Origin of the sequence: Pseudomonas sp. HLS-6 (assembly GCF_002753995.1) — a bacterium.
Lineage (GTDB): Bacteria > Pseudomonadota > Gammaproteobacteria > Pseudomonadales > Pseudomonadaceae > Aquipseudomonas > Aquipseudomonas defluvii.
Map to the genome: position 1 here is coordinate 2,133,510 of NZ_CP024478.1, position 20,500 is coordinate 2,154,009.

Below are 20,500 nucleotides of genomic sequence, written 5' to 3' on the forward strand. Positions count from 1 at the left end.
TAACGCTTTTGTTCGATTCTCGTCCGATCGGACGAGGCGCCGGGCGTCGCCCCGCGACTAGTGTGGCCTCATGCGCATCCGGCGCTTCCGGGCCTTGGGGCCAGCACCAGCGAGGGGACACGAATGAGTTCAGCCACGTCATCCGTACAAGCGCTTTTGAGCCTGTTATCCCGGCAAAAACAAGCCTTTAACAGCGCCGGCGCAGTCAGTGCCGACACACGTCGTCGGCGTCTTCAGCAGGTGATCGACCTGCTCGTGCGTCACCACGGTGTGTTGACCGAAGCGATGGATCAGGATTTCGGCGGCAGGCCTGCAGGCTTTTCCCTGATGAACGATGTGCTGGGTTCTCTCTCGTCGCTCAAGCATGCGCGGGACAACCTGCACCTATGGATGCAGGACGAGCCACGCCCGGCATTCGCGCCCTACGACCAACTGGGCGCCAAGGCCTGGGTCATGTATCAGCCCAAAGGGACGGTGGGCATCATTGGTACCTGGAACGCCCCGCTGTTTACCTTGTTCAGCCCGCTGGCTTGCGCACTGGCGGCGGGTAACCGGGCGATTCTCAAGCCGTCGGAGGTGGTTCCGCGTACCGCTGAGTTGGTAGCGCAGTTGTGTGCTGAGCACCTTGACCCGCTGGAGATCGCCGTGGTCACGGGGGACGCGGAGCTGGCGGAAGGCTTCACTGCCCAGCCGTTCGACCACATGGTGTTTACCGGCAGTACTGCGATTGGTCGCGCTGTGATGCGTAATGCTGCGCAGAACCTGGTACCGGTGACGTTGGAGTTGGGCGGTAAGTCGCCAGTGATCATTGCGCGTAGTGCCGACCTGAACAAGGCGGCGTTCAGTATCGCCGCAGCCAAAGCCTGTAATGGCGGGCAGATCTGTATCAATCCCGACCTGGTGTATGTACCACAGGCGCACCTTGAAACTTTCCTCAGCGCCTTGCGCAGTGCCTATTGCGAGCTCAACCCCTCGGTTGCCGGCAACCCGGATGTGGTGGCAGTGGTCAATCAGCGGCATCTGGCCCGTGTCGAAGGCTATGTGGACGAGGCCCGGGCCCTGGGGGCTCGCATCGAAAGCCTGCCGGAGGCGTTGGCGGTTGATGCCGAGGACCGTCGCCGGCCCCTGCGTGTGGTGGTCAATCCGCCGGGTGACAGCCAGATCATGCGCGAAGAAATCTTTGGCCCGGCCATGGTGGTGCTCACGTATGAAGACCTTGATGGGGTGATCGCCGACATCAACGCCCGGCCACGTCCGCTGGCGCTGTACTACTTCGGTGAGGATCAACAGGAGCAGCAGTGGATACTGGAGCACACCCTGTCGGGCGGCGTCACCGTCAACGACGTGATGATGCATGCGGCGATGCACGACGCGCCGTTCGGCGGCGTGGGCGCCTCTGGCATGGGGCATTACCACGGCCGTGAAGGGTTTCTTGAGTTCAGTCACCTGCGCACCGTGTTCAAGGCGCCTGCGCATGACCCGCGGCGTGAATGGGGCCTGCTGCCGCCGTATGGCGAGCATTACCTCGCGGCCATGATGGCCATGGTCACCGCTGACTGACTCATTGTGCATGGGGCGCTCGGATGAGCGCCTTGTCGCCTCTACGGGGTTTACCGTTGCTTATGTTCAACGCGATCACTATTGCCCAGCGCCTGTGGTTCTGGGCGTTGTTGGCCACACTGTTGTTTATCGTTGCGGTCGGTTTTGGTGGCTATGGCCTGCAACAGGCCCGTGACAGTCTGCGTACCATCAATGAAGACAATCTGGCGACGCTGCTCACTGTCGGTGAGGTCCAGCACCGTCTCGACGAAAGTCGGCGGCTGGTGTTGCTTGCCATTCAGCATGACCCGGAAGGCCCGCTGGTGGCGGCGTTCGACCGCTCGATCGATGTGACGCTAGCGGCCATCGAAGCCAACAATCACGCGCTCGCTCAGGTGTGGGCCAGCTACCGCCAACGCCCCTTGTCCAGCCATGAGCAGCAGGTGGCCGAGGCCTTCGATGGCCATTACCAGGCGTGGCTGGGTGAGCTGGAGCTTTTGCTGGAGTCCTTGCGCGCGGGTGACTATCGGCTGTCCGGCATCATTTCTTTCCTGCGCATGGCTGAACCTGCTGGCGATGCGGCGGGTATTGAACTGGGCAAGCTGCAGACGTTGCAGAAGGAAGCGGCTGCGCGGGCATACGACCTCGCCCAGCAACGCTATCGCTCGACCCTGCTGGCGTACCTGGTGCTGGCGGTGGTGGGGGTTTTAGCTGGCAGCGTTACCGCGTTCTCGACCTTGCGTCGCCTGAGACGGGCTTTTGCTCAGGCGGGCGCCAGTGTGCGCGCGATTGCCAGTGGCGACCTGTCGCAGCCCATCGAGGTCAAGGGGCGCGATGAGTTTGCCCGGATGCTGGGTGATATCGCGACGATGCGCGACAGCCTGCACGGGTTGATCTCGCAGATGCGCTCGTTGGTGCAGCGTGTCAGTCACGAAGCGGCCCACATGGCCGAATCGGCAGAGCTGGCCTCGTTGGCTGCGCAGCAGCAGGCTGACGCCGTGCGCGGCATCTCTTCTGCAGTTGAGCAACTGTCGGGTTCAATCAGCGAAGTCGACACCCAGGTCGGGGTTTCGCGCAACATCACGCATCACTCGGCGGGGCGCTCGGGCAAAAGCGAAGGTTTTATCCGCGATATGGCCCATGGAATGAACCGCATCAGCGACGTGATCAGCGACACCGTCGTGCATATCCGTGAGTTGGAAGTGTTCTCCGGCGAGATCAGTACGGTGCTGAATGTGATTCGCAGCATTGCCGAGCAAACCAATTTACTGGCGCTGAACGCCGCCATCGAGGCCGCAAGGGCAGGAGAGCAGGGCCGTGGCTTTGCCGTGGTGGCCGATGAGGTCAGGCTGTTGGCGCAACGTACGGCCCGTTCAATCGGCGAAATCGACCTCACGGTACAACGCATCCAGGAGGGGACCCAGGCGGTGGTTGGTGGGATGGACCGGGTGATCAGTCGGGTGCGTGATGGGGTTGGGCTGGCAGAGGAGGCCGGCGACTCGGTGGCGCAGATCCGCAGTGGTACTGACGATGTGATTCAAAGCGTCGACACCATTGCTGTGGTGATCGCCGAACAGGTATGGGTTACCCAGGAGATGGTCGCGCGCGTCGAGAGCGTTTCGGCCGGCACCGGCGTGCTCTCGGCCAATGCCGGCCGCAGTGCCGCGGCGGCGTCAGACCTGGAGCAGTTGGCGCGGGCACTGGACCAGTTGTCCGCCAGGTTCAATGTCGTCTGACGGGTCTAGTCCGCTTTGACGATGAGAGCGCCCCGGTCAGCCGTGATCATGGGATGCACACCGCCAGCGTCCCCGTATCGTCGTCGGCGGTCTTTCCTGACCTCAGCTAATGGCATAACAACAATGACGGCTCAAGTTCAGTCTCAAACCCACTACGACGTGATCGTCGTTGGTTCGGGTGCAGGTGCGATGACGTCGGCGGTCTTCCTCGCCGACCAGGGTTTCAGCGTGCTGATCGTGGAAAAAAGCGACAAGTACGGTGGTACTTCGGCTATTTCCGGCGGTGGGATCTGGATCCCGAACAATCACTACTTTGCTCGCCAGGGCGGTAACGACAGCTTCGAGTTGGCGATGCGCTACCTCAAGGCCGCGGCTGGCGAGCACGTCGATGATGCGCGCCTGCAGGCCTACCTGGACAATGCGCCAAAGATGATCGAGGCGCTCACCCGTACCAGTCGGGTACGTTATGCGGTGGCTGCCAAGTACCCGGACTACTACCCGCATTTGCCTGGTTCGCTGCCCGGAGGACGCACCCTCGACCCCGAGTTGTTCGACACCAGCCTGCTCGGTGAGGAACTGGACAACCTGCGCAAGCCGTCACCCTCGACCTTGCTGATGGGGCGTATTGCCTGGACTGCCCGGCATGCACACAAGGCCATGGCCCGCAGCTTCGGCTGGCGCTGGCTGATCATGGGCCTGATGCTGCGTTACAAGCTGGACTTCAAATGGCGGCGCAAAAGTAAATTCGACCGCCGCGCAGCCCTTGGCAGCGCGTTGGTTGCGTCACTGCGTCGTTCTCTGATGGACCGTAACGTGCCGTTGTGGCTGAACACCGATTTTCGTGGGTTGCTCACGGAGCAGGGCCGGGTCACCGGGGTCACGGTGCAACGTGAGGGTCAGGAAAAGCAGCTGCATGCGCGTTACGGGGTGATTCTGGGCTCCGGTGGCTTCGAGCAGAACCAGGCATTGCGCGAGCAATACCTGCCCAAGCCGACCCGCATGGCCTGGAGTGCGACGCCACCGGGCAACAACACCGGTGCTGCGTTGGAAGCGGGGATCGCCCATGGCGCGGCGACCGCGTTGATGGACTGGGCCTGGTGGGCGCCGACCATTGCCGTGCCAGGAGAGGAAAAACCGCGCGGTATCTTTGCCGAGCGTGCATTCCCCGGGGCAATCGTGGTCAACGGCGAGGGGCAACGCTTCGTCAACGAAGCGGCTCCGTACCTGGAGTTTGTCGATGCCATGCTCCGCGACAATCAGCGTACAGGCGGAAAGTCCGTACCGGCCTGGGTGATTTTTGACGGGCATTTCCGCTTCCACTACGCCATGGGCCCGTTGATGCCGGCCCAGGTCATGCCTGACAGCCGTCTGCGCAAGGAATGGTTGAACACCTTGTACTGGAAGGCCGACACCCTGGCGCAACTGGCCGAACAGATCGGCGTCGATGCAGCGGGCCTTGAGCGCACAGTGGGCAAGGTCAACGACTATGCGCGCACTGGCCAGGACCTGGACTTCGACCGTGGTGGCAATGTGTTCGACCGTTACTACGGCGATAGCAATATCAAGCCCAACCCGTGCCTGGCGCCCCTGCGCAAGGGGCCGTACTACGCCATGCGCCTGGATGCCGGTGACATTGGCACCAAGGGCGGCTTGCTGACCAACGAACATGCACAAGTGGTGCGCGACAACGGTACGCCCATCGACGGCCTGTACGCGATCGGCAACTGCTCCGCGTCGGTAATGGGTACCAGTTATCCGGGGGCGGGCGGCACCCTCGGGCCGGCGATGACCTTCGCCTATGTCGCTGCCAACCACCTCGCCAGCCAGCGTTAGGAGCCGTCATGGACATGTCTGATAACAGCACCTGTACGGCGATTCAGGCGCCATTGTGCGTTGCCGACAGCAGTAGCGTGGCATGGGATGAGCAGTGCGAAGTGCTGATCATCGGTTGGGGCGCGGCCGGGGCCTGTGCGGCACTGGAGGCCCGCGCCAATGGCGCCGATGTGCTGATCGCCGACCGTTTCACAGGTGGCGGCGCCAGTGCCAAGAGCGGTGGCGTCGTGTATGCCGGTGGGGGGACCCGGTATCAGCACGCCGCAGGCTTCAGTGACACCCCCGAGGCCATGTTTGATTACCTCAAGCACGAAACCCAGGGCGTGGTCAGCGACGAGACCCTGCGGCGCTTTTGTGCGGACAGCGTGGCCAACCTTGATTGGCTGGAAAGCCATGGTGCGCCTTACGGGCACCAGATGCCCCCAGGTGGCAAGACCTCCTATCCACCCGACGGCTACTTCCTCTACTACTCCGGCAATGAGTTGGTACCGCAGCACAGCGGCCCGTTGCCTCCGGCGCCACGCGGCCACCGTACGGTCGGCAAAGGCCAGTGTGGTGCAGTGCTGTATGCGCACCTCAAGGCGGCTTGCCTGCGCGCCGGGGTGCGGCCACTGCTGCAATCAGCCGCCAAGCGCCTGGTACTTGACCAGGAGGGCCGGGTGATCGGTGCCGAGCTGTGGTGCCTGCCGCCGGGCAGCAAGCAGGCGAAGCTGCACGCCCGGTGGGCTGCCCGTGCCGAGCGCTTGCAGAACTTTTCCCCGGCCTACTGTGACAGGTTACGCCTGCGGGTCAGCCAACTGGAGCGTGAGTTCGCCCGCCCACGGCTGGTCAGGGCCCGGAACGGGGTGATCCTCAGCACGGGTGGGTTCATCTTCAACCGCGAGCTGATCAAGCAGCACGCGCCGAAATTTCGCCGCAACTTCAAGGTGGGCGCCACCGGCTGTGACGGCAGCGGCCTGCGCCTGGGCGTGAGTGCCGGAGGTGAAGGCGCTGCGCTGAATCGGGTGTCGGCCTGGCGGTTCATCAATCCGCCCTACAGTTGGCACAAGGGCATCGTGGTCAACAGCCAAGGCCAGCGTTTCTGCAACGAAGAGGTCTATGGCGCAACGCTGGGCCAGCCGTTGATGGAGGAGCAGGGCGGCAAGGCCTGGCTGGTGCTCGATGCCCCGTTGCGCAAAAAGGCGATCCGGGAGGCACTGTTCGGTGGGTACTGGTGGTTCCAGAGCGTGCCGGCGCTGGCGTTGATGCTGCTCAAGGTGAGCAAGGGCAAGAGCCTGGAACAACTGGCTACGGCCACTGGCATGAAGGCCAGCGCGTTGCGCCAGTCGCTGCAGGCCAACAATGCGGCTGCGCGTGGTGAGGCGCCCGATCCATTCGGCAAGTCGCCAGGCGGTCGCCAGGTGCTTGAGCAGGGCCCGTTCTACGCCTGCGACATTTCCGTGACCAACCCGGTCTTCCCGCTAGGGGCGTTGACCCTGGGCGGTTTGCGGGTGGATGAAGGCAACGGGGCCGTGCTGGATACCCAAGGGCAGCCCATCGCGGGCCTTTACGCTGCTGGCCGCACTGCCTTGGGTATTCCCTCACACCTGTACATCAGTGGTCTATCACTGGCCGATTGCGTGTTCTCCGGGCGTCGCGCCGGGACGGCAGCCGCAATCAACCCTGCACAGCCACTGCAACATAACCGCGCACACGAGATGAGCTGATGACGATCAAGGAGAACAACATGCCCGGACGGGTTCATGGCAAGGTGGCGCTGGTGACTGGCGGTGCCAAGGGTATTGGCCGTGCCAGTGCACGCTTGTTGGCGGCTGAAGGCGCCCAGGTGCTGATCAGCGACATCGACGTCGTTGCCGGTGAGGCACTGGCTACCGAGATCGGCCCGGCTGCGGCGTTTATCCGCCATGACGCCAGCAGCGAGACTGAGTGGAAGCAGGTCATGGCGCACCTGCGCGAGCGCTATGGCCGCCTGGATATCCTGCTCAACAATGCCGGCATACTGCTGAGCGGTTCAATCGAAGAAACTTCGGTGCAGGACTGGCAGAAGGTCATGCGGGTCAATGCTGACAGTGTGTTTCTCGGCTGTCGCGAGGGCATTGCGCTGATGAAGGAGGGCGGTGGTTCGATCATCAACCTGTCGTCGATTGCGGCGCTGGCCGGGCGTGATGATTTCATGGCCTACAGTGCTTCGAAAGGCGCTGTGGCGGCCTTGTCGCGTTCAGTGGCGGTGCTCTGCCGACGTCGAAAGTACCGGATCCGCTGCAACACCCTGCACCCGGACGGCGTACTCACCGACATGACCAGTGGCGGCTTCCCGCAGGGCGTCGACCCGGTCCGCCTGACCATCGACAGTGACCCGATGAACCGCATGTGCTTGCCCGAGGATGTGGCGGCCAGTGTGCTGTTTCTTGCCAGCGATGAGTCCCGGGCCATCAACGGCGTCGAACTGCGCATCGACAGTGGGCAGATGGTGATGAGCATCTGAGTGTCACGTTAGTGCTTGATTGCACAAGGCCGCTTGCCTGTTGAAACGGGCAAGCGGCCTTGTGCTGTGTTGCAGTGCTGCGTTCTTCCGAGTGGATGCCGTTCAATGCCCCTCGAATTGCGCCGGGCGCTTTTCGATAAAGGCTTGCATGCCTTCTTTCTGGTCCCGGGAGGCGAACAGCAGGGCATTGGCCTTGCGTTCCAGTGCCAGGCCGGCCTCCAGCGGCGCATCCATGCCGGCGAGAATCACTTCCTTGATCTGTTCGGCGGCCAATGCCGGCATCGCCGCGATGACGCGGGCCAGCTCCAGGGCGTGAGCCTGGACCTGGTCATCGTCCACCAGGTCACTGACCAGGCCGGCCACCCAGGCTTCTTCGGCGCTGATCGGTTGCCCGGTCAGGGCCATGCGCATGGCCTTTACCTTGCCCACGGCGCGGACCAATCGCTGGGTACCGCCAATGCCCGGCATGATGCCGATACGAATTTCCGGTTGGCAGAAGCGTGCGCTGCGCCCCGCGACGATCAGGTCGGCAAGCATCGCCAACTCGCAGCCACCGCCATAGGCGTACCCGCAGATCGCCGCGATCACCGGTTTCGGGCAGTGCTGAATCGGCGCCCAGACCCGTTCGGTATGGCGCCGGTAGATATCGATAGGGCCGACGCCGGCCATGCTGTTGATATCGCCGCCTGCGGCAAACACCTTGTCACCGCCCGTCAGCAGGATGCAACGCACCTGCGGGTCGGCACTCAGTTCGCTGAAGTAACGCGACAGCAAGGCTTGCAACTCCAGGCTCAGGGCGTTGGTCGCGTGCGGACGGTTGAGCCGCAGCAGGGCTACGCCAGGCAGCGGGCGTTCGAGCAGAACCGGTGGAGCGGATGAATCAGGCATGAGCGTCCTCGTGAGCCAGGCGTCAGGTGAATGCCTGCCAGTGTCACGGCCGGACGGTGATGATTCATCGTCCGTTCAGACGAAGAATGGGCCTGGCTTTGTCCCTAGAGTGAACCCTGTCAGCAGAATTAAGGAGCGCGACATGGGGCTGCATTCGGGGCTTGATTACAGTGGCAAGGTGGTGCTCGTCACCGGCGGTACCAAGGGCATTGGCGCGGGCATTGCGCGTGAGTTTCTGGCGGCCGATGCGCAGGTGATCGTCTGCGCCCGCTCAGCGCCTGAGCAGGTGCCGACGCTGGAGGGCAAGCGCGCCATCTTCATCCCGGCGGACGTGCGCGACCCGGACTCGCTACAGGCGCTGTTCGACACCATCAGTCGCGATTTTGGCCGCCTTGACGTGGTCATCAACAACGCAGGCGGTAGCCCGGCAGCCGAGGCCGCCAGCGCATCGCCACGTTTTCACGACAGCATCATTCGTCTCAACCTGATCGCGCCTCTGAATGTCGCCCAGCACGCCAACCGCCTGATGCAGGCGCAAGTGCAGGGCGGTTGCATCGTGTTTATCGGCAGCATCAGCGCCTTGCGCGCCTCACCCGGGACTGCGGCCTATGGCGCGGCCAAGGCTGGCGTCCTGTCGCTGGTGCAGTCGCTGGCGGTGGAGTGGGGGCCGAAGGTTCGCGTGGTCGCGGTCAGCCCGGGCCTGGTGCTGACGGAACAGGCTCACCTGCATTACGGCAACGACGCCGGTATCGCCGCCGTCAGCGCCGGTATCCCGGCCGGTCGCATGGCCGTGGCGGCGGATGTCGCCAATGCCTGCCTGTACATCGCCTCGCCGCTGGCCAGCTACGCCAGCGGCTGCAACCTGCTGCTGCATGGCGGTGGCGAACGTCCGGCGTTTCTCGGTGCGGCGCAGGTTCTGCCCACCTGATCGACCCATGGTGGCGGCCGGGTCCGGTTGCCGCCCTCAATTTGCAGGAGACGACTTTGGCTGATCCACAATTGCTATCCAATGTGCGCGCCCTAGTGGGGCGCCAATACGGTCGTGTGTATGCCTGGGATGAGGTCAATGCACCGATGATTCGTCAGTGGTGCGAGATCATGGGTGTCGAAAACCCGCTCTACACCGATCCTGCGTTTGCCCTCGGCACGCCCCATGAGGGCTTGATTGCGCCGCCGGCGATGTTGCAGGTGTGGACCATGGAAGGCTTCCATGCCAACCACTATCCGCCAGGTTCCACCGACGAAAACCCCTATGAAGTGCTCAAGCTGTTCGAGCAGTACGGCTATAACTCGGTCGTGGCAGTGAACTCCGAGCTGAGCTTCACGCGCCCCTTGCGCCTGGGTGAAAAGCTCTACTACACCACCCGCCTGGATGCGGTGGGCGATGAGAAAACCACCGCCTTGGGCACGGGCTTCTTTGTCACCCTGGTGATGAGTCACTTCGTCGAAAAGGCTGGTGGCGACGAACCGGTAGGCGAGTTGCTGTTCCGCGTGTTCAAGTTTCGCCCGGCCAATGCTCAGCCAGCAGCGCCTGCGCCGGCCGTGGCCGCTGCACCTGCCAAGGCCAAGCGCCCGCAACCGGGCATCAGTGACGACACCCGGTTCTTCTGGGAGGGCTGCGCACAGGGCCAACTGTTGATTCAGCGTTGCACGGCCTGCGCCACCTTGCGCCATCCACCCGCGCCGGTCTGTATCCAGTGCCACAGCTTCGACTGGGACACCGTCCAGGCCAGTGGTCGCGCCAGCCTCTACTCGTTTGTGGTCATGCACTACCCGGAGGTCGCGCCGTTCGATCACCCGAACCCCATCGGTCTGATCGAGCTGGAGGAGGGCGTACGCCTGATCGCCGGGTTGGTCGGCATTGAGCGTGAGCAGTTGCAGATCGGCCAGCGTCTGCAGGTCGAGTTCCAGACCTTCGATGACGCGCTGACCTTGCCCCTGTTTCGGCCCGTCGGCGCGTAGGAGTTGACCCCATGAATTTTGAATTGACCGAAGACCAGCGCGCGATTGCGCAGATGGCTGACAGCCTGTTTGTCGACCACTGCCACGACGACTACCTGCGTCGCTGGGATACCAGTGGTGAGCCGCTGATGGCTCCACTCTGGGCGCTCTGCATTGAAACCGGGCTGCACGCCTTGGCGATTCCTGAGTCCCATGGTGGCAGTGGCCTGGGCATGACCGAGCTGATGCTGGTGTTGCAGGCTCAGGGCAAGGGCTTGGCACAGGTGCCGCTGTGGCGGCATCAACTGGCCGCAGCGACCCTTGCCGAGTTCGCATTGCCCGAGGTCGCGGCCTGGGCCGAAAAAGCCGCGTCGGGTGAAGCCATGCTGACCCTGGCCATCGATGCCCTTGGCAGTGCCTGCGGCATCGAGCTTCAGGCCCGTTCGTGTGCCGAGGGCTGGGAAATCAATGGTCGGGTTGCGGCCGTGGCCCTGGGTGAACAGGCACAGGCGGCACTGGTGCTGGCAGACGTAGACGGCCAGCCGCGGTTGTTGCTGCTCGATCTCTCGGTCGCACAGGTAACCCGTGTGCCAGCGGTGCTTACCCACGGTGAAGCCGTGGCCGATGTGCATGTCGAGGGCCTGCGCGTTGCGGCCCCGCAGTTGCTGCCCAGTGCCGCCCTGGCCTGGCTGGAGCCGCGCAGCGTGGCGGCCTTGGCCGCGTTGCAGTTGGGTGTCAGCGAGGAGCAGATCCGCCGCACCGTGGCCTATGTCAGTGAGCGTCAGCAGTTCGAGCGGCGTATCGGCAGCTTCCAGGCGGTGCAAATGAGCATGGCCGATGCGCATATCGCCCTTGAGGCCCTGCGCAGTGTGCTTTGGCAACTCTGCTATCGCCTCGACGCCGGTTTGCCGTCGCCGTCGGAAGCGCTGGCTACCGCTTATCTGGCGTGTGAAGCGGGACATCGCATCGGCCACATCGCACAGCACGTGCATGGCGGTATCGGCGTCGACCTGACGTACCCGATCCACCGTTTTCTCTATTGGAGCCGTGCCCTGGGCCTCGCCCTGGGTGGTTCGGCGGCAAGCCTGGAACGTCTCGGCGATTGGCTGAGCGATAACGACAAGCTGGGATGGAAATATGACCTCGAAGAACACCAAGCGCTTTGAAGACGTGCGCCCCGGCGAAGTGCTGCCTGAACTGGCGGTTCCAATCACGGTCGGCCTGATCACCGGTGGAGCGATTGCCACCCGGGATTATTTTCCGGGGCACCATGACTTGGAGGCAGCCCGCGCACTGGGCTCACCGCATATCTTCATGAACATCCTGACCACCAACGGGCTGGTGCAACGTTATGTCGAAGGCTGGACGGGGCCGTTGGCCACGTTCACCTCACTGAAAATCAAGCTGGGTGCACCGAACTACCCCGGTGACTGCATGACCTTCAGCGGCAGCGTGACCCGCCAGGATGCCGACACCCGTACGGTGGAAGTCACCCTCAGCGGCAAAAATTCCATGGGCAACCACGTGACCGGTACGGTCGCGCTGGTCCTGCCCTGACAGCCGGAGACACAGACATGACGACTTCGTCGATATCCGGACGCGCCGCGATAGTTGGTTTGGGCGCGACCGAGTTTTCCAAGAACTCCGGGCGCACGGAACTGCGCCTGGCCCTTGAAGCCACGCTGAGCGCGCTGAAGGATGCGGGCATTGACCCCTCCGAGGTTGAGGGCTTCAGCTCTTACTCGGTGGACAAGGTTCCGGAATACGAAATTGCCCGCCTGTTGGGTTGCAAGGACGTGAAGTTCTTTTCGCAAGTGCCCCACGGCGGTGGTGCGGCGTGTGCGCCGATCATGCACGCGGCCATGGCGGTGGCCACCGGTGTGGCAAAAGTGGTGGTGGTCTACCGGGCCATGAATGAGCGGTCCTGGTATCGCTTCGGCACCGGCACGTACGGTTTCGCCTCGACGCCGATCTTCGAGAACGTCAACTACGGCTGGTACATGCCTCACGGCTTCCATACGCCGGCGGCCTGGGTGGGCATGTTTGCTCAACGCTACATGCACACCTATGGAGCCACGTCCGAGGATTTCGGTCGGGTCGCAGTGGCCGTGCGTGATTTTGCCGCGACCAACCCCCAGGCGTTTTTCTACGGCAAGCCGATTACCCTCGAGGAGCACCAGGCCTCGCGCTGGATCTGCGAACCGCTGCACCTGCTCGACTGCTGCCAGGAGTCCGATGGCGCCGTGGCCATGGTGATCACTTCGGCGGAACGTGCCCGCGATCTGCGCCAGAAGCCGGTGATGATCAAGGCCGGTTCCCAGGGCATTACTGACGGTCAGCAGATCATGACCTCGTTCTACCGTGACGACATTACCGGGCTGCCGGAAATGGGCGTGGTGGCCCGTGAGCTTTATCGCCAGTCAGGGCTGGGGCCGGAAGCGTTTCAGACCGCGGTGATCTATGACCATTTCACCCCGTTCGTGCTGCCGCAACTGGAAGAGTTCGGTTTCGCCAAGCGTGGCGAGGCCAAGGAGTTCATCCGCGCGGGCCATCATGCCCGTGGCGGCAAGTTGCCGATCAACCCCCACGGCGGACAACTGGGCGAAGCCTACATTCATGGCATGAACGGAGTCGCCGAAGCGGTACGGCAGGTGCGCGGCACCGCAGTCAACCAGGTGCCGGCGGTAGAAAACGTGCTGGTCACTGCCGGTACCGGCGTGCCGACCAGCGGCCTGATTCTCGGCGCGGCCTAAGGAGGCGTTATATGTTCGTTGATCTGACTCCTGAACAACACGCCCTGCGCCACAAGGTGCGGGACTACTTCCAGGCGCTGATGACCCCGCAGCTGCGTGAGCAGTTGCGTGGCCAGGAAGGCGGCGAGCTGTACCGGCAAACCATTCGGCAAATGGGCCGCGACGGTTGGCTGGCCGTTGGCTGGCCCAAAGAGCATGGTGGCCAAGGCTACGCGGCCACTGAGCAGTTGATTTTCTTTGAAGAGGCCAACATTGCCGGTGCGCCATTGCCGTTCGTGACCATCAGCACTGTTGGCCCGGCCCTGATGACCCATGGCAGCGCGCTGCAAAAGGAGCGCTTCCTGCCGGGCATCGCTGCGGGCGAGATCATGTTTGCCATCGGCTACTCTGAGCCGGACGCCGGCAGTGACCTGGCGGTTCTCAAGACCAGCGCACGCCTGCAAGGCGATGAGTTCGTGGTCAATGGCAACAAATTGTGGACGTCCGGTGCCGATGCGGCGGACTACATCTGGCTGGCGGCGCGCACTGACCCCACGCAAGCGCGTCACAAGGGGATTTCGATCCTGATCCTCGATACCCAGGCGCCCGGGTTCTCCACGACACTGATCCCGACCACCAGCATTGCCACCACCGCCACCTATTACGACAACGTGCGGGTGCCCAAGGACATGCTGGTAGGGGAGCTGCACGGTGGCTGGAAGCTGATCACCGAGCAACTCAACCATGAGCGGCTTGGGCTTGGCTCCTGGTCGGACAAGGTGGTCGCCTTGTTCCGCCGTGTCTACCTGTGGGCGCGTTGCCGTGATGAACAGGGCCGACGGGCCATGGACAAGGGCTGGGTGCGCAGTTCGTTGGCAGAGTGTTATGCCCGCCTGGAAGCGATGCGCCTGATCAACTTGCGTATCGCTGCCGACCTTGAGCAGCAGCGCATGGATGTGGCCCTGAGTTCGACCACCAAGGTGTATGGCTCCGAGTCGGCCATCGAGATACTGCGCAAGCTCGCCGCCATTCTCGGCGCCAACGGTTCGTTGCGCAGCGGCTCCTCAGCGGCGTTGTTGCAGGGCGAGCTGGAGTACGAACTGCGCTCTTCGGTCACCCTGACGTTTGGCGGTGGCACCAACGAAATTCAGCGTGAACTGATCGCCCAGTTCGGCCTGGGCATGCCACGTACCCAACGCTGACAGCGCCCCGCGCCGCTCAGCTAATACAACAAGAACAGTACCCGCTCCGGACTGAGTCCGGGGCCGGGTCGAGGGTGAATTTCATGAGCACGATTGAGCAATTCAGGCACGAGACCCGTGCCTGGCTGGAGGCCAACTGCCCCTTGTCCATGCGAACCGCCATGGCGGAGGGCGAAGTGGTGTGGGGTGCCAGCCAGCCGCAGTTCCCCAGCGAAGACGCCCGGTTGTGGTTTGAGCGCATGCGTGACAAGCGCTGGTTCTGCCCCGAGTGGCCCGAGGAATACGGCGGTGCGGGCTTGAGCGAAGAGCAACTGGCGGTACTTGAGAGCGAAATTCGCAGGCTCAAGTGTCGGCCGCCCCAGATCAACCTGGGCATCTGGATGCTTGGGCCGGTGCTGCTGGCATTTGGCAGTGAGGAGCAGAAGCGGACGTTATTGCCGCCCATGGCCCGGGGTGAAGTGCGCTGGTGTCAGGGCTTCTCAGAGCCTAACGCGGGTTCCGACCTTGCCAGCCTGAAAATGGCGGCCCGTGATGCTGGCGACCACTTTGTCGTTGACGGCAGCAAGATCTGGACGTCCTACGGCGATAAATCCGATTGGATGTACGCTCTGGTACGAACCAACCCCACGGTGCCCAAGCATGAAGGTATCAGCCTGATCGTGCTGGATATGCGCAGCCCTGGGGTCAAGGCGGTACCGATTGACCTGATCAGCGGCAAATCGGCGTTCTGCCAAGTGTTCTTCGATGGGGTGAAGGTGCCTAAGCAGCAACTGATCGGCCCCTTGGATGGCGGCTGGAACCTGGGCAAGTACCTGCTGCAGCACGAACGCAAGGCCATGTCGAAGTTTGGCGAAATCAGCCTGCCCTCGCATTTCCATTTGCTTTCGCTGCTGCGTGAGTACCTGCCGCGCCCTCAAAGCCAAGGCGAACAGGCGCTGCATGCCCGCGCCGTGGCCTGCGCGATGAATGAACACGCCTATGGCCTGACGGTTCAGCGCATGACCGAAGAAGCCAGGTTCGGTGACGACGTCAGTGGCCTGATGTCGATCATGAAACTGGTGCACACCGAGCAGGAGCGCGACAAGTTCGAAGTCCTGCTCGATGCCATGGGCGGGCATGCCTTCGGCTGGCAAAGCGAGGCCTTCAGTGCCCAGCAACAGGCGATTACCCGGGCCTGGTTGAACAGCTATGCCCTGACGATTTCCGGTGGTGCCTCGGAGATCCAGCTCAATGTCATCGCCAAGCGCGTGCTTGGTCTGCCCGATGCAAAGAAAGGAGTGACACCATGAACCTGCGCTACAGCGAAGAGCAGCGCTTGCTCGCCGACAGTGCCCGGGATTTTCTCGCGGCGCGCAGCCCGGTCGCGGCCCAGCGTCGGCTGCGCGACGAGGGCTCGGTGCTCGGTTTTGATTCGCAGCTGTGGCAAGCCGCCGTGGACCTGGGCTGGAGTGCGATTCCATTTCCGGAAAATTACGGGGGCCTGGACTTTGGCTGCATGGGGCTTGGGCCGGTGTTCGAGTCTATCGGTCACAACCTGGCGGCCACGCCCTTGCTGTCGAGCGTGGTGCTGGGTGGTTCGCTATTGCACCTGGCGGGCAACCCGCAACAGCAGGACCGCTGGCTGAATGCCCTGATCAGCGGCGAGAAACGCCTGGCCCTGGCGCTGGATGAACAGTCACGTCATAACCCGTTGGGTACGGCCCTTGAGGCGGTGGTCGAGGGCGACGGTTTCCGTTTGCGGGGTGACAAGTACTGGGTGGTCGATGGGCTTGGCGCCGATGCGTACCTGCTGGCTGCGCGTACCTCGGGGCATGCGGGTGAGGCACAGGGGATCAGCCTGTTCCTGGTACCTGCCGATACCCCTGGCCTGAATTGCAGCGCCTTGCCGTTGATCGACTCGCGTAACTGTGCGCGGCTACGGCTGGACGGTGTGCAACTGGGCAGTGACGCACTGTTGGGCACGCTCGGTGATGGTTGGGCCGCGCTGGATACCGCGCTGGACCGCGGCCGTGCGTGCCTGGCCGCAGAACTGTTGGGCATGGCCGAGCAACTGTTCCAGACCACCCTCGACTACCTCAAGACCCGCGTGCAATTCGACACGCCGATTGGCTCGTTCCAGGCCCTGCAACACCGTGCCGCCCAGTTGTACGTCGATCTGGCCCTGGCCCGCAGCGCAGTCATGGCCGGGCTGGCGGCCCTGGACGACGCCAGCCTCAGTGTCGCCGAACGTGGCCGACTGGTCAGCCTGGCGAAGTGGAAGGCCGGTGATACGGCAATCAAGGTCAGCAATGAATCCGTACAGATGCACGGTGGCATCGGGGTCACCGATGAACTGGATGTCGGTCTTTACCTCAAGCGTGTGCGCGTTGCCCAGGCCTGTTTGGGCGACCGGGATTTTCATTGCGAACGCTATTCGGCCCTCGACGAGGCCTGCGCCTGAAGGCGCGACGTCTCGGTTGCCCTGGAGAACGACACATGAGCATTGAACGATGGCAAACCGCCTGGCAGCAATTGATTGCACCGGGCTCGCCTTTTGAAGTGGTAAGCCCGGCGGAGGGTGGTGCACGTTTTTTTCGGCACACCGCACACAACCTGGTGGAAGCAATTGATGCCGGTCGTGTGCACGGTGAGCGCGAGTTCCTGGTGTGGCAAGCACAGCGGCTGACCTTTGCCGAGTACTTCGATCAGGTTGACCGGCTGGCAGGGCAGATGGTCGCCTGTTTTGACCTGCGCCCCGGCGAGCGGGTTGCCATTGCCATGCGCAATCAGCCGGCCTGGCTGGTGGCATTCGCCGCGATCCAGCGTTGCGGCGCGGTGTGTGTACCGCTCAATAGCTGGGGGCTGCGTGACGAGTTGCTGCATGGCTTGCAAGACAGCGGTGCCCGCGTGCTGCTGTGCGATGAACCGCGGCTGAGCGTGCTGCAAGACGACCTGGCCGGCGACCAGTTGCCAACGATCGTTGTGGGAACGGAACGTCAGGTACAGCTGCCCGAGTACTGTCTTCGCTATGAAGACCTGTTGGCCGACGCGCGCTTGCCTGTTCCAGTGGTGAATATTGACCCTGATGCACCGGCACTGATCCTCTACACCTCCGGCACTACCAGCCGGGCCAAGGGCGTGGTGTCCAGCCACCGAGCGATCTGTCAGGCCCTGACCGCACTGGAGTTCCAGAGCGCATTCTGCGCGCTGAGCTCACCTGAGCTCATCAGTGGGGTGATCCAGAGCGGCTACCCACCCACCACCCTGATGGCGGTTCCACTGTTCCATGTCAGCGGGTTGCATGCGCAGTTCCTTTCGGCAATGCGCAGTGGCCGGCGTTTGCTGCTGATGTACAAGTGGGACGTCGAACGCGCCCTCGATCTGATCTGTGAGGAGCACTGTACCCAGTTCAGTGGCGCACCGGTCATGATGCAGCAACTGCTCGCATCGCCACGCTTTGGCTCCGAGCAGACCGCCAGCCTGTTCGGGCTGGGCCTTGGGGGTGGTGCGTCCTCCAGTGGTTTACTGGCCGAGATGATCGCACGCAAGCCCGAGGCCATTTGTGGCAGCGGTTACGGCCTGACGGAAAGCAACGGCATCGGCGCGGCCATTGGGGGCGATCAGTTCGTCTACAAACCGGCAACGGCCGGTTGGCCATTGCCGATTGTCGATGTGCGCATTGGCGACGACCCGCGGCAGCCGTTGCCCAACGGTTCCAGTGGTTTGATCTGGCTGCGTTCGCCAACCCTGATGAGCGGCTATTGGAACCTGCCGCAGGCCAGCGCCGAGGCCTTGCATGACGGGTGGCTCGACACGGGGGATATCGGCTACCTGGACGAGGAGGGGTTTCTTTGCATTACCGGGCGGCTCAAGGACCTGATCAACCGCGGTGGCGAGAAAATCTCGGCGGCCGAAATTGAAGCCTGTGTCAGTGAAATGCCCGGTGTTGACGAGGCGGCGGCATTTGCCATCCCCGATCCGGTACTGGGTGAAGCCGTGGCGTTGGTCATTCACGGCAATACCGGGCAGATGCCCGACCAAGGGCAGGTCTGTGCATTCATTGCCCAGCGGCTGGCGGGCTACAAGGTCCCGGCGCGGGTGTACTCGCAGGCTGAGCCACTGCCACGCAACGCCACCGGCAAAGTGCTCAAGAGCGCGCTGAAAGAAAGGTGGAAGCACCTTGATTTTTAGTCTTTCCGGACGATGTTGGCGCCGTCAGAACACGAACAATAGGCCCATACCCGCAAGCCTTATCAGCGAAGGAGGCAATACATGAAAATAACAAGAACAGGTGTCATGCTCGCAGCCGCATTAACCGCCAATGCCGGGATTATCGGTAGCGCATACGCCGAGGTGTCGCCTCAGGAAGCCGCCAAGCTGGGCAAGGAACTGACCTGCGTCGGTGCCGAGCAGGCCGGTAATGCTGCAGGAACCATTCCCCCGTACACCGGCAAATACCTCGGTGAGGTCCCCGGCTGGAATCACGTGAAGTTCTCGGGTGACCAACCTGTGGACCCTTACGCGTCGGAGAAGCCGATCCTGGTGATCACCGCACAGAACATGAGCCAGTACGAGGCGCACCTGACCGAAGGTCAGAAAGCCCTGCTGAAGAAGTACCCGACCACCTACAAGATGAACGTCTACCCTGGGCATCGGGATTTCCGTTACCCCGATTATGTGTGCCGGCGGGCGATGCAGAACGCACTGACTGCCAAGCTGGTCAATGACGGCCTGGGCATTGAAGGGCTCGGTCAGGTGCCGTTCCCGATTCCGAAAAACGGCATGGAAGTGCTTTGGAACCATCAGTTGCCGGCGCGCGCCTACACCGAGGAAAAGATCAGCGACCTGGCGTCCGTGTTGCCCAACGGCAGTATCGGTTGGGGCCGTGCCCATGCGCGCAACCTGTCGCAGGCCAACTCGCCAACGGTCGAACCCAAGACCGAAGACAAGGTCCAGGCGATGAGTTACAACACCACGCTGAAACCGGCCCGTGACAACGGCGTGATCAGCATTGCCCATGAACCCTACAACTTCGCCACCGAATCCCGCCAGGCCTGGGCCTATAGCCCGTCGACCCGACGCGTCCGGCAAATGCCGGGCTACGGTTATGACCAACCGATGATCGGTACCAACGGGACCATGACGGTCGATGAGGACCGGTTGTTCAACGGCGCGCCGGAACGCTACACCTGGAAACTGATTGGCAAGCGTGAAATCTACAGCCCGGCCAACGCGTTCAAACCGAATGCGGGGAACATCAAGTACGCTGACATGCTCACGCCCAACCACCCCAATCCTGAGTTCATGCGTTATGAGCTGCGGCGTGTCTGGGTGGTGGAGGCTGACCTGAAGGAAGGCTATCGCCACGTCTATGGCAAGCGGGTGCTGTTCATTGACGAAGACACCTGGAACGCGGTCATGGCCGATAACTACGATGCCCGTGGGCAGCTGTGGAAGCATGCAATGATCAACTACTACTACCATCCGGACATGAGCGGCTGGCAGGCAGGTTCACAGTTTTTCATGGACTTGAACTCGGGCCAGTACACCGGCTACGGGATGACCAACGAGGCGAAGAAGGGGCCGATCCTCAACGAGAGCAAGTTCACGCCGGACATGTACACGTCCGACGCGGCGCGGGCTATCGGTCGCTGATCGTTACACTGTAGTGGCTGCACCTTGAAGCCCTGCCGGTCTCCGGCAGGGCTTTTTTCTGTCGGCGCAGACGCCAGTGTTACGCCATCGGCGTACACAACTCCACAAGCAAGCCATCGGGACAGCGCAGGTACGACACGGTTTGCCCCCAGGGCTTTTGCTCGGGGGCCTTGAGCTCGGTTGCTCCGCAGGCCAGTGCCTGGGCGTGGGCGACCTCGACAGTATCGGTGGCGAGTGCGATTTCCATGCCCAGCGGCCGGGCTGATTCAGCCGCCACGACCAGCCCCTCTGGCAGGTTGGCCTGGCCCAGCGCCCGTGAAGCGAAAGCCAGGGTGGTGGCACCGGTGTCCAGTTCGCCATAGTCGCCAGACTCATGCAAAAAGCGCCGGTTAATGCCAAAGGCCTGTTCAAAGAACGCCAGCGATGAGGCGACATCGGGTACGTAAAGAATGGTGTAGGCAAATTTCATGGGCAGTCCCTGACCTTGAGTTGATCCAGTTGATGTGTGTA

At 62.7% G+C, this 20,500-nt stretch carries 17 protein-coding genes; 15 read left to right on the top strand and 2 right to left on the bottom strand.

All coding sequences use genetic code 11. The features are described 5' to 3' along the window. The first annotated feature begins 123 nt into the window (after positions 1-123). The 5 genes from CS390_RS10060 to CS390_RS10080 all read left to right on the top strand — a co-directional run bounded on the left by CS390_RS10060 (position 124) and on the right by CS390_RS10080 (position 7,593). Entirely contained in the window at positions 124-1,560 is a 1,437-nt protein-coding gene (locus CS390_RS10060) for a coniferyl aldehyde dehydrogenase (RefSeq protein ID WP_099774233.1), read from the top strand. Between the two features lie 23 nt (positions 1,561-1,583). Beyond that, a complete protein-coding gene (locus CS390_RS10065) occupies positions 1,584-3,275 on the top strand; it encodes a methyl-accepting chemotaxis protein (protein ID WP_256587592.1) in 1,692 nt (563 codons plus the stop codon). Positions 3,276-3,398: 123 nt separating this feature from the next. Beyond that, the gene (locus CS390_RS10070) at positions 3,399-5,108 is read left to right on the top strand and encodes an FAD-binding protein (RefSeq protein WP_099774235.1); all 1,710 of its coding nucleotides are present in this window, start codon (positions 3,399-3,401) and stop codon (positions 5,106-5,108) included. Between the two features lie 8 nt (positions 5,109-5,116). Further along, positions 5,117-6,814: an FAD-binding protein gene (locus tag CS390_RS10075; RefSeq protein ID WP_099774236.1), complete on the top strand. Its 1,698-nt coding sequence runs from the start codon at positions 5,117-5,119 to the stop codon at positions 6,812-6,814. Positions 6,815-6,834: 20 nt separating this feature from the next. Further along, a complete protein-coding gene (locus CS390_RS10080; RefSeq protein ID WP_099776617.1) occupies positions 6,835-7,593 on the top strand; it encodes an SDR family oxidoreductase in 759 nt (252 codons plus the stop codon). Positions 7,594-7,695: 102 nt separating this feature from the next. On the opposite strand, the gene CS390_RS10085 is transcribed toward CS390_RS10080, so the two are convergent. Then, positions 7,696-8,481, bottom strand: a complete 786-nt coding sequence (locus CS390_RS10085) for an enoyl-CoA hydratase (protein ID WP_065760548.1) — start codon at positions 8,479-8,481, stop codon at positions 7,696-7,698. A gap of 142 nt (positions 8,482-8,623) precedes the next feature. Here CS390_RS10085 and CS390_RS10090 point away from each other — a divergent pair, with 142 nt between their 5' ends. From CS390_RS10090 to CS390_RS10135, 10 genes are all read left to right on the top strand, one after another. Continuing rightward, positions 8,624-9,409, top strand: coding sequence for an SDR family oxidoreductase (locus CS390_RS10090; RefSeq protein WP_065760547.1), 786 nt, complete (start codon positions 8,624-8,626; stop codon positions 9,407-9,409). A gap of 56 nt (positions 9,410-9,465) precedes the next feature. Beyond that, entirely contained in the window at positions 9,466-10,443 is a 978-nt protein-coding gene (locus CS390_RS10095; RefSeq protein WP_099774237.1) for a bifunctional MaoC family dehydratase N-terminal/OB-fold nucleic acid binding domain-containing protein, read from the top strand. 11 nt (positions 10,444-10,454) lie between these two features. After that, positions 10,455-11,588, top strand: a complete 1,134-nt coding sequence (locus tag CS390_RS10100) for an acyl-CoA dehydrogenase family protein (RefSeq protein ID WP_099774238.1) — start codon at positions 10,455-10,457, stop codon at positions 11,586-11,588. After that, a complete protein-coding gene (locus CS390_RS10105; RefSeq protein ID WP_099774239.1) occupies positions 11,560-11,979 on the top strand; it encodes a MaoC family dehydratase in 420 nt (139 codons plus the stop codon). Before CS390_RS10100 ends, CS390_RS10105 begins: the two co-directional genes overlap by 29 nt. Before the next feature lie 17 nt (positions 11,980-11,996). After that, positions 11,997-13,175, top strand: coding sequence for a lipid-transfer protein (locus CS390_RS10110; protein ID WP_065760544.1), 1,179 nt, complete (start codon positions 11,997-11,999; stop codon positions 13,173-13,175). An 11-nt stretch (positions 13,176-13,186) separates the two neighbouring features. Continuing rightward, the gene (locus CS390_RS10115; protein ID WP_065760543.1) at positions 13,187-14,356 is read left to right on the top strand and encodes an acyl-CoA dehydrogenase family protein; all 1,170 of its coding nucleotides are present in this window, start codon (positions 13,187-13,189) and stop codon (positions 14,354-14,356) included. A gap of 83 nt (positions 14,357-14,439) precedes the next feature. Further along, the gene (locus CS390_RS10120) at positions 14,440-15,645 is read left to right on the top strand and encodes an acyl-CoA dehydrogenase family protein (protein ID WP_099774240.1); all 1,206 of its coding nucleotides are present in this window, start codon (positions 14,440-14,442) and stop codon (positions 15,643-15,645) included. Further along, positions 15,642-16,796 carry an acyl-CoA dehydrogenase family protein gene (locus CS390_RS10125; protein ID WP_099774241.1) on the top strand — a complete coding sequence of 385 codons (1,155 nt, stop codon included), beginning with the start codon at positions 15,642-15,644 and terminating at the stop codon, positions 16,794-16,796. The genes CS390_RS10120 and CS390_RS10125 overlap by 4 nt, the downstream gene beginning before the upstream one ends. A gap of 35 nt (positions 16,797-16,831) precedes the next feature. Next, entirely contained in the window at positions 16,832-18,526 is a 1,695-nt protein-coding gene (locus tag CS390_RS10130) for a class I adenylate-forming enzyme family protein (protein ID WP_099774242.1), read from the top strand. A gap of 81 nt (positions 18,527-18,607) precedes the next feature. Further along, positions 18,608-19,990, top strand: coding sequence for a DUF1329 domain-containing protein (locus tag CS390_RS10135; protein ID WP_065760539.1), 1,383 nt, complete (start codon positions 18,608-18,610; stop codon positions 19,988-19,990). Between the two features lie 79 nt (positions 19,991-20,069). Here the strand turns inward: CS390_RS10135 and CS390_RS10140 are convergent, their stop codons facing one another. Continuing rightward, complete coding sequence (locus tag CS390_RS10140) at positions 20,070-20,459, bottom strand: VOC family protein (protein WP_099774243.1); 390 nt, start codon at positions 20,457-20,459, stop codon at positions 20,070-20,072. Positions 20,460-20,500 lie beyond the last annotated feature (41 nt).

What these genes read in the sequence shown, in the direction of transcription:
- CS390_RS10120 (WP_099774240.1), top strand. Translation starts at nt 14,440, where the DNA reads ATGAGCACGATTGAGCAATTCAGGCACGAGACCCGTGCCTGGCTGGAG.
- CS390_RS10125 (WP_099774241.1), top strand. Translation starts at nt 15,642, where the DNA reads ATGAACCTGCGCTACAGCGAAGAGCAGCGCTTGCTCGCCGACAGTGCC.
- CS390_RS10130 (WP_099774242.1), top strand. Translation starts at nt 16,832, where the DNA reads ATGAGCATTGAACGATGGCAAACCGCCTGGCAGCAATTGATTGCACCG.
- CS390_RS10080 (WP_099776617.1), top strand. Translation starts at nt 6,835, where the DNA reads ATGCCCGGACGGGTTCATGGCAAGGTGGCGCTGGTGACTGGCGGTGCC.
- CS390_RS10110 (WP_065760544.1), top strand. Translation starts at nt 11,997, where the DNA reads ATGACGACTTCGTCGATATCCGGACGCGCCGCGATAGTTGGTTTGGGC.
- CS390_RS10090 (WP_065760547.1), top strand. Translation starts at nt 8,624, where the DNA reads ATGGGGCTGCATTCGGGGCTTGATTACAGTGGCAAGGTGGTGCTCGTC.
- CS390_RS10060 (WP_099774233.1), top strand. Translation starts at nt 124, where the DNA reads ATGAGTTCAGCCACGTCATCCGTACAAGCGCTTTTGAGCCTGTTATCC.
- CS390_RS10070 (WP_099774235.1), top strand. Translation starts at nt 3,399, where the DNA reads ATGACGGCTCAAGTTCAGTCTCAAACCCACTACGACGTGATCGTCGTT.
- CS390_RS10105 (WP_099774239.1), top strand. Translation starts at nt 11,560, where the DNA reads ATGACCTCGAAGAACACCAAGCGCTTTGAAGACGTGCGCCCCGGCGAA.
- CS390_RS10065 (WP_256587592.1), top strand. Translation starts at nt 1,584, where the DNA reads ATGAGCGCCTTGTCGCCTCTACGGGGTTTACCGTTGCTTATGTTCAAC.
- CS390_RS10085 (WP_065760548.1), bottom strand. Translation starts at nt 8,481, where the DNA reads ATGCCTGATTCATCCGCTCCACCGGTTCTGCTCGAACGCCCGCTGCCT.
- CS390_RS10140 (WP_099774243.1), bottom strand. Translation starts at nt 20,459, where the DNA reads ATGAAATTTGCCTACACCATTCTTTACGTACCCGATGTCGCCTCATCG.
- CS390_RS10135 (WP_065760539.1), top strand. Translation starts at nt 18,608, where the DNA reads ATGAAAATAACAAGAACAGGTGTCATGCTCGCAGCCGCATTAACCGCC.
- CS390_RS10100 (WP_099774238.1), top strand. Translation starts at nt 10,455, where the DNA reads ATGAATTTTGAATTGACCGAAGACCAGCGCGCGATTGCGCAGATGGCT.
- CS390_RS10115 (WP_065760543.1), top strand. Translation starts at nt 13,187, where the DNA reads ATGTTCGTTGATCTGACTCCTGAACAACACGCCCTGCGCCACAAGGTG.
- CS390_RS10075 (WP_099774236.1), top strand. Translation starts at nt 5,117, where the DNA reads ATGGACATGTCTGATAACAGCACCTGTACGGCGATTCAGGCGCCATTG.